This window comes from Aeromonas sp. FL131, assembly GCF_049860615.1.
Taxonomy (GTDB): domain Bacteria; phylum Pseudomonadota; class Gammaproteobacteria; order Enterobacterales; family Aeromonadaceae; genus Aeromonas; species Aeromonas hydrophila.
On sequence record NZ_CP187595.1, the window covers coordinates 1217067 to 1230953 of the forward strand.

The following is a 13887-nucleotide window of genomic DNA, read 5'->3' on the forward strand; positions in this document are numbered from 1 at the left end:
CTGGCGCTTGATGAGTCGCAGACGCCCTCTGAGTAACGTCCCCTCCCTTGAGCGGGTTCGCCCGCTCACTTTTTGGCTGCGTGGCTGGCTGAAATTGGGTCGCAGTGGCCGCGCTGGCTGGCGCTGGCTGGGCCGTCTGCCGTGCTGGCTGCGTTTCTCGGTATTGGGGGTCATCACCCTATGCCTGTCGCTGCTGGCGCTGGATCGCATGTTCCCGCCGCCACCACTCGACCCGGCCTACGCGCGGGTGGTGCTCGACATGAAGGGGCGACCGCTGCGCGCCTTTGCCGATACCAGCGGCGTGTGGCGCTACCCCGTGACCCTGGAGCAGGTCTCCCCCCGCTATATCGAGGCGCTGCTCGGCTACGAGGATCGCTACTTCTGGCGTCATCCCGGGGTCAATCCGGTGGCCATGGTGCGCGGGATCTGGCAGTGGCTGCGTTACGGGCGGGCCGTGTCGGGCGGTTCGACCCTTACCATGCAGGTGGCCCGCCTTATCGAGCCCTACCACAGGAGTGTGCCCGGCAAGCTGCGCCAGATGGCGCGCGCGCTGCAGCTGGAGTGGCACTACGACAAGCGCACCTTGCTCACCGTCTACCTCAACCGGGCGCCGTTTGGCGGCAATCTGGAGGGGGTGCAGGCGGCAAGTTTTGCCTATCTCGGCAAGAGTGCGGCCAAGCTGACCTATGCCGAGGCTGCGCTGTTGGCGGTGCTGCCGCAGGCTCCCAGCCGCAACCGGCCGGACCGGCATCCAGAACGGGCCCGCACCGCCCGCGATAAGGTGATGCAGCGGCTGGTGGCGCAATGCGTCTGGCCCGAACAGGTGTGGTTGGAGGGGCGCATCGAGCCGGTGCTGGCTCGCGGCCACTTCACGCCGATGGAGGCGCCGCTGTTTGCCCGCCTCGCCGCCGACAATCAGGCCGGGGCGCTGGTGCATACCACCATAGACGGCGATCTGCAGCGCTGGCTGGAGGGGCGGGTGGCCAGCTATATCCGCCGCTTTCCCGAGCAGACCTCCGCCGCTCTGCTGCTGGTAGACAACAAAACCATGGCGGTGCGCGCCTATGTGGGCAGCGCCGAGTATGGCAATTTGCGTCGCCACGGTTACCTCGACATGGTGCAGGCGATCCGCTCTCCCGGCTCCACTCTCAAGCCCTTTATCTACGGTCTGGCCATGGACGAAGGATTGGTGCACTCGGCCTCCCTGCTCTCCGATGCGCCAAGGCTCGGGTCTGACTATCGCCCCGCCAACTTTTCCGGCGCCTTTCAGGGGCCGGTGACCCTGGCTCAGGCGCTGCAGCAATCCCTCAACGTGCCGGCGGTGCAGGTGCTGGAAGCGCTCGGGCCCGACAAGCTGGTCAGCCGCCTCGACAACGCCGGGGTGAGGCTGGCGCTCTCCGACAAGCCCAATCCGGCCATTGCGCTGGGGGCGGCGGGGATCCGGCTCGAGCAGCTGGTGGCGCTCTACAGTGCGCTGACCCGGCAGGGGCAGGTGGCGATGCCGGTCTGGCTGGCGGGGCAGCAGGCGGTGTCACGCCCCTTGCTGAGCCCGGGGGCCGCCTGGATCATCTGGCAAATATTGAGCGCTCAGGGGCGCTCAGATCAGCCCTTTGCCAGCGAGGCGACCGGTCGGGTCAACCGGCTGGCTTGGAAGACCGGCACCAGCTATGGCTATCGCGACAGCTGGGCGATGGGGGTCTCAGGTCGCTGGACTATCGGCGTCTGGTTGGGTCGCCCGGATGGTACCCCTATGCCCGGTTTCTACGGCCAGAGCGCGGCGGTGCCGCTGCTGCTCTCGGTCTACTCGCGATTGGCTGACAACAGCCCCTTGCCGGTGCAGCCCAACACGGTGAGCGAGGCCGAAGTTTGCTGGCCGTTGGGGCGCAAGGCGAGCGCGACCTTGCCGCAGACGTGTTTGCAGCGCCAGAGCGCTTGGTTGCTGGAAGGGCGCGATCCTCCCACCTTGCCGGATCCCATGGACTGGCCCTCGCCGCTGCGGCAAGTTGCACTGACCGCCGCGGGCAAGCCGACGCTGACCCGTTGCCAGGATGCGGTGCAATCCGTTTTTCGGGCGCTCTGGCCATTGTCACTGGAGCCGTGGCGGGTGCCCGGCGAGCGGCGGCAGGTGCTGCTGGCCAGTGGTTGTGCAGGGGAAGGGCAGAGCGCCGAGCTGCAGGCCCCCATTCGCATCGTGGCGCTGGGGGAGGGCAACCTTATCCGCAGCCAGCGTTACCGGCTGCAGCCCAAGGTGCTGGGCGGTGTCGGCAAGCCGGCCTGGTTCCTCAATGGCCAGCGGCTGCGCTGGGACGGGGATCAGGTGCTGAGCGTGGCGGGTCGTTATCAGCTGGTGGTGGTGGACGAGGCGGGCAACAGCGATCGCATCGAGTTTCGGCTGGAGAATCCCTCCTGAGGGGAGGCGCCTCTCTCTGGAGTGTCAGAATATTGACGACATCGGGGGATGGCTCCGATGCCGTCAGCTGACTGTCGATTTCCTAGCAGGGCGTCGCGGAGTCAGGGCTTGACCTGCCCCAGCCGGGTGAAGAAGTGTTGACTCTTGCGCTGGTGGAAGTGGCTCTTCTTGATGGAGTGAAACACCAGGTTGCTGTCCGGATGGCTCGCCTTGAGGCGATGGATCATCGCCATGGCAGGCAGGCCAGTACTGACGAGCGTGGTGAGAGGCAGGCTCTGGGTCTGCGGCCCCAGCAGCTGGTTGAGCCCCTGCTGGGCCTGCTCGAAGCGGGTCAGCACGGCGGGCTCGGCGTAGCCGCTGCCCAGCATGGCGAGCAGGGCATCGAGCGCCTGATTAAACTCGGCCAACTGCTGGCGAAAGCCGCTGCGACTGCGCAGGGCGATCAGTTCTGCAAACGGGATGTCGGCCAAGTGAGTGGGCACTTGCAGCGGGATCTCCAGATGGAAGCAATCCTGACCACCGCGGTTGTGATAGCGGGATTCAAGCAGGTGCAGCAGCCGGTCGAGATAGTCGTGATCGGTGATGAGGGCTCCCTCATTGGCGAGTGCCCACTCGCGGGCGAGCCGCATGGAGAGCAGGTTGGCAAAGCGGCGTGCCATCCTGAACCCGCCCTCCTCCCGGCTGGCAAAACCGTGGGCCAGGCAAAAGCCGTGCAGCCGCTCCAGCCCTGCCTGGGCCGGGCAGAAACAGTCGTGGTTGGCCGGTGTACGCCAGCGACCGATCAACTCCTTGTTACCAAACACCTTGTGACGCACGAAGTCAGGGGCGACAAGGCCGGCAATCTGACTCTCTATCTGGGGAGTGATGGCGGCAAAGAAGGTGGCATCCGGCCGCTCGGCCAGCAGGTCCGTCTCCTGTTCGAGCGTCTGCAGCAGGGCGGTAAGGCCGCTCTTCTCACTGACGGTGAAGACGAAGGCGAGCCGCTCCAGATAGAGCAGGGCAAACTTGAGCCACAGCTCGTCGCGTACTTCCATGCCGGGGTAGTAGATGTAGGTCTTCATCGAATGGGTCTGTGGTCAGGAATGTTGCCGGGACGCAGGTTCGGGAATATACGCAAGATTGCCTCGGTGCGGCAAACATTGCGTGGGGGAATGTGAGCAAACGCTCATCCAGTAGGCGCTGGCCACAAAGTTCTGATATAATTCGCGCCCTTAAATCAAGGTCACCCGAGTCATTACCATGAAGTTCATTATCAAGCTGTTCCCGGAAATCACCATCAAGAGCAAGTCGGTTCGCCAGCGCTTTATCAAGATCCTGCAGGGCAATATCCGTAATGTCCTGCGCCGGTTCGACGACGATGCCCGGGTGCGGATGGATTGGGACAAGCTGATCGTGAGCTCGCGCAATGACCAGTTCCGTGAACAGGCCATCGAAGCCCTGGCCTGCATTCCCGGCATTCAGGCTTTCCTCGAGGTGCAAGCCAGCAAGTTTACCGACCTGCACGACATCTTCGAGCAGGTGAAAGCCGTGTGGGGTGACCAGCTCGAGGGGAAAACCTTCTGCGTGCGCGCCAAGCGCCACGGCAAGCACGAGTTCTCCTCCCTCGAAGTGGAGCGCTACGTGGGCGGTGGTTTGAACCAGCACTGCGTGAGCAACGGCGTGCGCCTCAAGAACCCGGATGTGAAGATCAACCTCGAGATCGACGGCGAAGAGCTCTTCATCGTCAGCGCCATCCATCAGGGCCTGAGCGGCATGCCCATCGCTACCCAGGAGGATGTGCTGAGCCTCATCTCCGGCGGTTTTGACTCCGGTGTGGCCTCCTTCCAGTTCATCAAGCGCGGCTGCCGGGTGCACTACTGCTTCTTCAATCTGGGCGGTGCCGCTCACGAGATTGGCGTCAAGCAGGTGGCCTATCACCTGTGGAACCGCTTCGGCTCTTCCCATCGGGTGCGTTTCACCGCGGTGGACTTCGAGCCGGTGGTGGCCGAGATCCTCGAGAAGATCGACAACGGCCAGATGGGCGTGGTGCTCAAGCGGATGATGATGCGTGCCGCCGCCAAGGTGGCCGACGAGTTCCAGATCCCGGCGCTGGTGACCGGCGAGTGTGTGGGTCAGGTTTCCAGCCAGACCCTCACCAACCTGAACGTCATCGACCGGGTGACCGACAAGGTGATCCTGCGCCCGCTTATCACCTGGGACAAGCCGGACATCATCAACGAAGCCCGCCGCATCGGCACTCTGGAGTTCGCCGAGACCATGCCGGAGTATTGCGGTGTTATCTCCAAGAAGCCGACCGTGAAGGCCGATCTGGCGCGCATTGAAGAGGAAGAGGGGAACTTCGACTTCGCCATTCTGGACAAGGTGGTGGCCGAGGCCCGTTACCTCGATATCCGTCGCATCGGTGAAGAGACCGCTGCCGAGGTGCAGGAAGTGGAGACCACCGCCGAAAGCGGTGACAACGAGGTGATCCTCGATATCCGCTCCATGGACGAGCACGACGAGAAGCCGTTGCAGGTAGAAGGGCGTGAGGTCATGCATATCCCCTTCTTCAAGCTGGCCACTGCCTTTGGCGATCTGCCCAAGGAGAAGACCTACCTGCTCTACTGCGATCGCGGCGTGATGAGCAAGCTGCAGGCGCTCTATCTGAAAGAGAAGGGCTTTGCCAACGTCAAGGTGTACCGTCCGTAATATGACGTTCACGCATGCATAAAAAAATCCGGCCATGAGCCGGATTTTTTTATTTCACTCGGGGGAGATGATTTTCGTTAAGGGCAGGGCACCGGGGTAAAGGTGGATTGCCCCTGACAGCGCCACCCCATCTCCGCCTGGCGCATCTGCCACAGGTTGTTGCTGCGAAACAGGGTCAGGATGTAGATCATGTCGCTCTTGGTGCCGTCGAGGGCAACGGAGAGCACCAGGTCGTTGTCCAGCTGTTGTGCCTGGATGCGACTGGGGATGTCACTGTGGCCGACAAAACGCAATGCGACTTCACGATAGTCATTGACCCAGCTCTGTTGGGCAGTGCTTGCCTGTCGGATCTGCTGGTTGAACTGCTGCACCGGGGTGGAAGCGAGCCGTCCAAACAATACCTGCGCTTCAGCCTGCGCCGTTGCCACATTCATCAATAGCAGTGATGTGATGAGTCCAAGTTTTTGCATGAGGGATTCCGGCTTACAACACTGGACCTTATGACAACAGAAAAGCCTGCTTGGTTCAACGCAACCTGGCCAGGAGTGCGACTCGACCCCTGGCCACGGCATCAATTGCGCTGCAGGGAGAAGGTGGGCAGTGACAAATGCCAATATATGGCCGCCACCCGCAGACCGAACACCGCCGTCATGCAGATGAGCATGGCGGTCACCCGATCCACGTTTATCTCCAGCGCCAGGGTATAGAGGATGCCCCCCAGGATGCAGGCGGTGGCATAGATCTCTTTTTGCAAGACCATGGGCACTTCCCGGGCCAGCACGTCCCTGATCATGCCGCCAGCCACCCCTGTCATGGTGCCCATCAATACAGCTATCAGCCCTGATGTACCAAAGTTGAGGGCTTTTTGCGCCCCGATCACGGTAAAGAGTGCCAGCCCGAAGGCATCGGCGACCGGCAGCACATACCAGGGCATGCGGCGGGGCAGCTTGACCATCCACATCCCGATGAGTGCCGTTGCTATCACCACCCAGATGTAGAGCGGGTCGCGTACCCAGAAGACGGGGGTGGCCCCCAGGATCATGTCGCGGATGGTACCGCCCCCGATGGCAGTGACTGCCGCCAATACCATGACGCCAAAACCATCCATCCTGAGGCGGCCCGCCACCAAAACCCCCGAAAACGCGAATACCGCAGTACCAAACATGTCGCTGATGTAAACAATCTGCTCAACCAGTGTCTGCATGGAGAACAACTCACGTCCAATTGTTGATGGGGCCGCGATTTTAGGGGGGATTGCGGCGTCTGACCAATGGCTACCTGCAAGAAGTGGGAGCCAGACCAAGTTTTTGTTGGCGGTGATGATGCCGGTTGGTGTCATGGTGCCAGAGCGGTGCCAGAGCTCCGGCAAGGCTCACGCTGCCTCACCCATCGCCCTCTGTTGTTTGCCTCATGAGCTTAGCGGGAAGAAGAGAGCATTTTTTTCCTCAAGTTCAACGAGAACATGCCGATAAATAGGGTAAGCGGCGTTAATGCGATGAAGCGTTGAAAATAATGCTAAAGACATCGAAAAAGAGGCCGTTAAATAAGACGCATCGAACAGGAAAGACAATAAAGTTCGAGCAAATTAGATAGTAAATTTAATAGCTTAGGAGAATGGTCATGGGTCTTTATATCAATACGAACGTTTCATCGCTTAACGCTCAGCGTAACCTGATGAACACCAACAAATCTCTGGATACATCCTACACCCGTCTGGCATCTGGTCTGCGCATCAACAGCGCCAAAGACGATGCCGCCGGCCTGCAGATTTCCAACCGTTTGACCTCCCAGATCAATGGTCTGGATCAGGGTAACCGCAACGCCAACGACGGTATCTCCGTCGCTCAGACTGCTGAAGGCGCCATGGATGAAGTGACTTCTATGTTGCAACGGATGCGTACCTTGGCTCAACAATCTGCCAACGGCTCCAACAACACCGATGACCGCACTGCGTTGCAGCAAGAATATGATCAATTGATGACAGAGATTGATCGAGTTGCCGGTGATACTACTTTTGGTGGACAGAGCCTACTGAAAGGGGGCTATGTTGGTTCTTTCCAAGTGGGGGCTGATGCTGGCCAAACTATCACATTCAGGATGACAACTGCATTTACTATTGCTGGGATGGCATCTGTAACGAAAGGCAAAGCTACTGTGGCGGCAACGACAGCCGGCAGCAAGGAACCTTACAAAGTGACACCATCGGCAAGTGGCAATGTTGCAGTTACTGATTTAAATAGCATCAAAGCCGCTAGTTCAGCTCAATCAGCCATGGCTAACCTAGATTTTATGATCAAGGTCGTGGATAGCAAGCGTGCGGAATTGGGTGCGGTGCAGAACCGGTTCGATTCGACCATTCGCAACCAGGCGAACGTCTCTGAAAACGTCAGTGCCGCGCGTTCACGGATCCGCGATGCCGATTTTGCGACAGAGACCGCCAACCTGACCAAGCAGAACATTCTGCAACAGGCTGCCTCGACCATACTGTCTCAGGCAAACCAGCGTCCGCAGTCAGCGCTCTCCCTGCTGCAGGGCTGATAAAAGAAAACAGGGCGGTTGTTCAGGCCGCCCTGGTCAAGAGATGGAACAAAGGGGTGTTCGGTTCGCACTCTGTTCTATCGGGAGAGAATCTATTCTCTACTAGTAAAGCCAAGTGTTGTACAGCTGTTCAGTTCTGTCACGCTTGGTCATATTCTCCTGAGCGTATGCTCGTTTTAGGCCGGATTTTCCGGCCTCTTTTTATTGTGCCGTCAAATTGACGCCACTCCCCCATAGCAAAGCACAAACTGTGCCAAATATGTTCATTCATCCCTCCAAGTTGGTTTCAGGTCTAGTGCCGTGTCCAAGGACATGGGGTACCTACCGTTTGCCGCTTGCCGGATAAAACTTGCCGCCTTCGGCAATTATTTTCCTAAAGCTTGTCGCTGTGCAGCCGTTAAATAAAGTGAAGCAATCGAGGGGTGTTCGGAATCCAACGTTTGCACTACTGCGGGTGGCCTGTCCGTTCAAACAGACACCCGCCAGAAGAGTCAGGCTTGTTCAACCTGTTCTTCTAACGGTGGGACGCCGCTTTGGCGGCGCAACCTGCAGTCGCATGTTCTTCGGGAGAATATTTTATGGCCATGTACATTAACACCAACATTTCATCACTGAACGCCCAGCGTAACCTGATGAACACCAACAAGTCCTTGGATACGTCCTATACCAGACTGGCTTCCGGTTTGCGTATCAACACCGCCAAGGACGATGCAGCAGGTCTGCAGATCTCCAACCGTTTGACTTCTCAGGTCAACGGTCTGGATCAAGGCAACCGCAACGCCAACGACGGTATCTCTGTTGCTCAAACAGCAGAAGGCGCCATGGATGAAGTGACCAGCATGCTGCAACGCATGCGTACGCTGGCACAACAGTCCGCCAACGGCTCCAACAACACCGATGACCGTACTGCATTGCAGCAAGAATATGATCAGCTCACTACTGAAATTGACCGTATTTCGAGTGATACCACTTTTGGTGGCCAGAAGTTGCTCGATGGCAAATACAAAGGGTCGTTCCAAGTGGGGGCTGACGCTGGTCAGACCATTACCTTCAAGATGACAAGTGCATTCACTATCAGTGGAATTGCTGCTGCATCTAAAGGAAGTGCCACAGTTGCTGCATCAACTGCAGGTAGCAAAGAGCCCTATAAAGTTACTGCAGGAACATCACCGGTTACCGTTGCGAATATGAATAGCATCAAGACTGCGAGTGGCGCCCAGTCAGCCATGGCGAACCTTGACTTCATGATCAAGGCTGTTGACAGCAAGCGGGCAGAGCTGGGTGCGGTGCAGAACCGGTTTGACTCGACCATTCGCAATCAGTCCAACGTCTCCGAAAACCTGAGCGCAGCACGTTCTCGTATCCGTGACGCAGACTTTGCGACCGAAACTGCCAACCTGACCAAGCAGAACATTCTGCAACAGGCGGCGTCCAGCATCCTGGCACAAGCCAACCAAAGACCGCAATCTGCTCTGTCCCTGCTGGGTTAACAGAAACGCAGTGATGAGATAGAAAGAGGAGCGACGATATGGCCAATCAAATTGGGATCCCGTCATCGGTCACTCCTTCTTCTCTTCAGCCAAGTAGCAAGAGCGGCCAATCGGCCGCTCAAGTGCTATCAGGCACGACAGAAGAGCAGCGGGTGACGGCACAACAGGATGTGAAAAAACAGCAAGAGGGACAACCTGGTGAAAAAAACGCCAAACAGGATGTGCCTCAGACAGACATTGAAAATGAGGTCCAAAAGTTGCAGGAGTTCAGCAAGTTGCAAGGCTGGACCGTCAATTTCAGTGTTGAAAAGGATCTGGATCAGGTGGTGATCAAGGTGGTAGATGCCGAGACCAAGTCAATGATCCGGCAAATCCCGAGCGAAGAGTTGTTGGCTATCAGCAAACGAATTAAAGATCTGCGTGAGAGTGATGCAACCAGAGGTGGTTCACGTGCCGGGTTGCTGCTCGATAACGAGATCTGATATGAAAATTTAAGAGGAGAGTGAGTATGCCCACCATTACGTCTGCAGGTGCCGGCTCCGGACTCGATCTGGAGTCAGTGATTTCTGCCAGTGTGGATGCAAAAAAAGCACAACTGATGCAGCCAATCACCACCAAGAAGACCAACACTCAGATCACTCTCTCCGGCGTGGGGCAGCTGAAATCAGCCATCGCCTCTTTTGTGACTACCCTGCAGGCCATGGCGAAGGATGATGCGTTCAACAAGCGTGCCATCAACATTACCCAGGACAAGGATAAACCCGTGCTCAAGGTGGAGAGCAAGGCGGGAGCCTCTAATGGGCAATATGACATCAGCGTCGAACAACTGGCAAAAACCAGTAAATTTGACGGTACTTTTGACTCGTCGACCACTCCTCTTATCACCCAAGACGGAAAATTGACGTTCAAGGCTGGTGACAAGACCTTTGATGTCGATGTCAAAGCTGGCGATTCGCTGCAATCCATTCGAAAGCGCATCAACAATGACGCAGACAACTTTGGTCTGAGCGTCAACATCATGAATACCTCCGATGGAAAATCCAAGCTGATGCTTGATTCTGGGGTCAGTGGCAGTGGCAAGGATCTGCAGATCACCGGCAACACCACGGAATTGACCGACAATCTGGTCAGCAAGCTGACCAAGCGCCAGGATGCTCAGGATGCCAAGATCAAGGTGGATGGCAACACGCTGACCAGCGCGACCAATACCTTTGACGGCACCATCGTCGGGCTCAAACTGACGGTGCTGAGAGAGTCGGACAGTACGACCTCTACCGATGCAGACGGCAATCCCGTCAAGAACTACAGCTCGAACAAGGTTGACGTGAGCACCGACAAGGCCGGTATCAAAGACATGGTCAAAAGCTTTGTCGACGGCTACAACGCCCTGGTGAAGAAGAGCAATGAGCTGGGCAAACGCAACTCCATCGTGGCCGGAAAAAGTCAGAATGATGGCGGAGCGCTGGCTGGTGACGCGACAACACGCGCCGTGATCAACATGATGAACGGTGCCATTACCGAACCCTCACAAAAATCCTCAACCTATTCAACGATTTTCCAGATGGGTGTGAAGATGGACAACAAAGGGGTTCTCTCCATTGATGACACCAAGTTCAGCGAGGCCATCGACAAAAACTTTGACCAGGTGGTGGCCGTTTTTGGCGGCAAGGATGGGGTGGCAGGTAAACTGGCCGGACAATTGGAAACCTATTCCAAAACCGGTGGCTTGCTGGCCAAGCGGGAAGATACGCTGAATTCGGATCTGCGTGAGGTGAGCCGCAAGGAGTCGGATGTCGCCTCTCAGCTGACCAAGTATCAGGAGACCTTGCGTGCCCGTTATGGCAGCCTGGACTCCATGCTGGCCAAGATGAACAAGTCGGCCTCTTATCTCAATCTGCTCAATACCAAATCGAATTAATACGTAGTCAGGAGCCGTGTCTCGTATGTATCGGAAAAATATCAAGGCGTACACCACCCAGAATCTGCAGTCCGAGCTTGCAGTGGCAGATCCCTACCGGGTGATCCAGTTGCTGATGCAGGGCTGTCTTGAGCGGCTTGCCCAGACCCGTGGCGCCATCGAGCGTCGTGATTTCGAGGGCAAATCCCAGTCTGTGTCCAAGACCATGGCCATCATCAATGGTTTGCAGGACTCGCTGGATCTCTCTTACGGCAAGGTGCCTGAGGATCTTTTTGCTCTGTATGACTATATGAAGGCACGGATGATGGATGCCAGCCGTGACATGGACATCGCAGCCATCGATGAGGTGATGACCCTGATGCTGACCGTCAAAAGCGGCTGGGATGCCATTCCGGTCGAAGAGCGCGACAAGGCCATTGCCCAGCAAAAAGCGGGCAGGACGGAATGAGCGATTCCATTTTGTCCGGGTTGATGGCTCACGGCAGCCAGCTGTTGCTGCTGCTGGAGATAAATGAGTTGTCGGCAGCGGAGGCACAAATGGATCACTATCTTGATGCTTTCGATGGTGTGTTTCGGCAGTTCCCCGTAGAAAGCCACCTTGATATGGAACAGCAGCAAGCTCTGTTGCAGTTTCAAATGATCCATAAGCGAATCGCGAGCGCCAGGAGTCTGGCAGAAGATGAATTGCGCCAATTCTCCAAGGCTGGGCGAGCAACAAGCCTTTACAAGTTGAATGCAGGTTAAACATCGAATGGATTTTCATAAAAACATCAAAAATGCAGAAGAAGAGCTTTCTCGCCTAGCAGCACAAAGAGAACAGGAGACAGCCATGCTGGCTGTGTTGCCTGTTCGCCATCAGACTAATATGGCCGCCTTCGAAAAATACATGCCAGGAATTCATGCATTTTTCAAAGAGTACCAGCCGACTAGGCCTTTTCGATTCTTCTGCAACGAAAATGGTATCCCAAACATTCTGTGGCTTGATGAGCAAGTTTCCTTGTATGGTCATGATCCCTTTTTAGAAGCACAAGCACAGATAGACGATGTAATTAAAAATAGTAATTTGCAATGTGTGGATTTTGAGCCTCAATGGTATATTGATGGCCAGATTCATATTAAGTATAACAATGAGATTACAAGCTTAAAAAATAGAAAAGCGTTACAAGGCCTTTTTCTTAAAGATGTGTTATCCATGGAGATTCCACTTTCAATGATGTATGGAATCGGTCTTGGGTACCAACTAGGCTACTTCTATGAGCGTTGTAAAGTAAGAAACCTCTTTGCTTTTGAACCTGATTTGGACATGTTTTATGCGTCCTTATTTTGTTTCGATTGGTGTTCTCTTCTTGAATACATGGATGGGGAGTCACTTAGTTTACATCTGTTTATAGGTGTGGATGAGGCGCTACTCGCGGCAGATATGATGGAGGCATTGCATCGAAAAGGTGCTTTCTGGTCGGCAGCTTATTTTTCGTTCAGTCATTATCATTCTGCAAAGTTACAAAAACTGATCAACTTGGTTGAGAAAGATTTTTATCTTCTTAGAACAGGTTGGGGGTTCTTCGATGACAATATATATGCCTTGGCTCATAGCCATTGTAATATTAAAGAGAACACTCTATTCTTAAAAAAACAGCGAGATCTGTGTTCATCTGGGAAGACTCCGGTTTTTGTTGTTGGAAATGGTCCATCACTAGATCAAGATATTGATTTTATAAGGTTACATCAGCATCAGGCAGTAGTTATTGCATGTGGCACGGCTATTAGTGCTCTTTATAAGGCAGAAATAAAACCAGACATTTATGTTGCCGTAGAGAGAACAAAAAGCTCTGCCGATTTTTTACATATTCTCGATGCCAACGAGTTCATCCAAAATACTGTTTTTCTTAGTGTTGATGTTATTCATCCAGATTGTAAGCAATTTTTCCGTAAGACTGGACTAGCATTTAAGCCTAATGAACCAATGTTTAAGTTATTAAGTAGTTACCTTGGAAGTAGTTTTTCATTTGACACCATAGATTTTTCGAACCCATTTGTTGGCAATACGGGAGTTAATTACGCAGTTTTACTCGGCTTCAAAAATATTTATCTTTTTGGTATTGATAATGGATTCCAGTCGGCAGATAAGCATCACTCTAGTCTGAGTTTGTACTACAACAACCAGAAAGAAGCAAAATACAATCAAGATTTGAGAGATACGTTCCCTGCCAGAGGTAACTTCGGTAGAGAAGTATTGATCAATAATTTATTTGGTCTTTCCATTCATAATATGGAGAGAGTTCTTTATGAAAACCCATCAGTTAATTGCTTTAACTGCAGTGACGGCGCATATATAGAGGGGGCAATATCATCTTATTCTGAGTCGCTGAACTTTGATTGGCCAGTTATAGATAAGGTAAATATAGTTGATGAAATACTTGGCTCTAACTTTGAACCACTACCTTTTGGCCAAATCGATTTTCAGGGTTTGCTGAATGTAGCGGTCTTTGATGAAATTATTGACATGTTTCGTGATGATTGGAAATCTGTAGTTCATGAGTCCACAGCAATTCAAGGAATGATGCAACAGCATCATGATCACTTACTTTATTTTTTAATGGGTAAGAATAGCCATATATATCGTGTTTTGATTGGTTCGATTAATTATTTCTATGCAAACATTATTACTTTGCTGTTTGCATTGAAGGATGCTGATGAAGCAACGTTTGAGCAGAAAGTTGAAAATGCCATATCTATTTTAGATAAGTTCTTTTGCGAAAGTAAGATGTTCTACCTTGATGCATTTAACAAAAAAGACTCAACATATTTCTCCGGTCTTGATATTTTTAAATGAATGTACTGCA

At 54.4% G+C, this 13887-nt stretch carries 12 protein-coding genes; 9 read left to right on the plus strand and 3 right to left on the minus strand.

The features are described 5' to 3' along the window. Window positions 1-10 precede the first annotated feature (10 nt). Window positions 11-2410, plus strand: a complete 2400-nt coding sequence (gene pbpC, locus ACPW75_RS05830) for a penicillin-binding protein 1C (RefSeq protein ID WP_077096635.1) — start codon at window positions 11-13, stop codon at window positions 2408-2410. Between the two features lie 101 nt (window positions 2411-2511). On the opposite strand, the gene ACPW75_RS05835 is transcribed toward pbpC, so the two are convergent. Beyond that, window positions 2512-3471: a hypothetical protein gene (locus ACPW75_RS05835; RefSeq protein ID WP_143239000.1), complete on the minus strand. Its 960-nt coding sequence runs from the start codon at window positions 3469-3471 to the stop codon at window positions 2512-2514. A gap of 178 nt (window positions 3472-3649) precedes the next feature. Between ACPW75_RS05835 and thiI the strand changes: the two genes are divergently transcribed. Next, window positions 3650-5098, plus strand: a complete 1449-nt coding sequence (thiI, locus tag ACPW75_RS05840) for a tRNA uracil 4-sulfurtransferase ThiI (protein ID WP_077096636.1) — start codon at window positions 3650-3652, stop codon at window positions 5096-5098. A gap of 77 nt (window positions 5099-5175) precedes the next feature. Here thiI and ACPW75_RS05845 read toward each other — a convergent pair whose 3' ends face one another. Then, a complete protein-coding gene (locus tag ACPW75_RS05845; protein ID WP_039214967.1) occupies window positions 5176-5568 on the minus strand; it encodes a hypothetical protein in 393 nt (130 codons plus the stop codon). 101 nt (window positions 5569-5669) lie between these two features. Then, entirely contained in the window at window positions 5670-6302 is a 633-nt protein-coding gene (locus ACPW75_RS05850) for a trimeric intracellular cation channel family protein (RefSeq protein ID WP_011705587.1), read from the minus strand. A gap of 416 nt (window positions 6303-6718) precedes the next feature. On the opposite strand from ACPW75_RS05850, the gene flaA reads away from it, so the two are divergent. From flaA to ACPW75_RS05885, 7 genes are all read left to right on the plus strand, one after another. Continuing rightward, window positions 6719-7636 carry a flagellin A gene (gene flaA / locus ACPW75_RS05855; protein ID WP_077096639.1) on the plus strand — a complete coding sequence of 306 codons (918 nt, stop codon included), beginning with the start codon at window positions 6719-6721 and terminating at the stop codon, window positions 7634-7636. Window positions 7637-8214: 578 nt separating this feature from the next. Beyond that, on the plus strand, window positions 8215-9126 hold the full coding sequence (flaB, locus tag ACPW75_RS05860) for a flagellin B (RefSeq protein ID WP_077096640.1): 912 nt from the start codon (window positions 8215-8217) through the stop codon (window positions 9124-9126). A gap of 38 nt (window positions 9127-9164) precedes the next feature. Continuing rightward, entirely contained in the window at window positions 9165-9608 is a 444-nt protein-coding gene (locus ACPW75_RS05865) for a flagellar protein FlaG (RefSeq protein ID WP_077096641.1), read from the plus strand. 26 nt (window positions 9609-9634) lie between these two features. Next, window positions 9635-11044: a flagellar filament capping protein FliD gene (fliD, locus tag ACPW75_RS05870; protein WP_077096642.1), complete on the plus strand. Its 1410-nt coding sequence runs from the start codon at window positions 9635-9637 to the stop codon at window positions 11042-11044. A 25-nt stretch (window positions 11045-11069) separates the two neighbouring features. Further along, on the plus strand, window positions 11070-11492 hold the full coding sequence (gene fliS / locus ACPW75_RS05875; RefSeq protein WP_077096643.1) for a flagellar export chaperone FliS: 423 nt from the start codon (window positions 11070-11072) through the stop codon (window positions 11490-11492). After that, window positions 11489-11788, plus strand: coding sequence for a hypothetical protein (locus tag ACPW75_RS05880; protein WP_077096644.1), 300 nt, complete (start codon window positions 11489-11491; stop codon window positions 11786-11788). Before fliS ends, ACPW75_RS05880 begins: the two co-directional genes overlap by 4 nt. A gap of 7 nt (window positions 11789-11795) precedes the next feature. After that, window positions 11796-13877, plus strand: a complete 2082-nt coding sequence (locus ACPW75_RS05885) for a motility associated factor glycosyltransferase family protein (protein WP_077096645.1) — start codon at window positions 11796-11798, stop codon at window positions 13875-13877. Window positions 13878-13887: the final 10 nt, after the last annotated feature.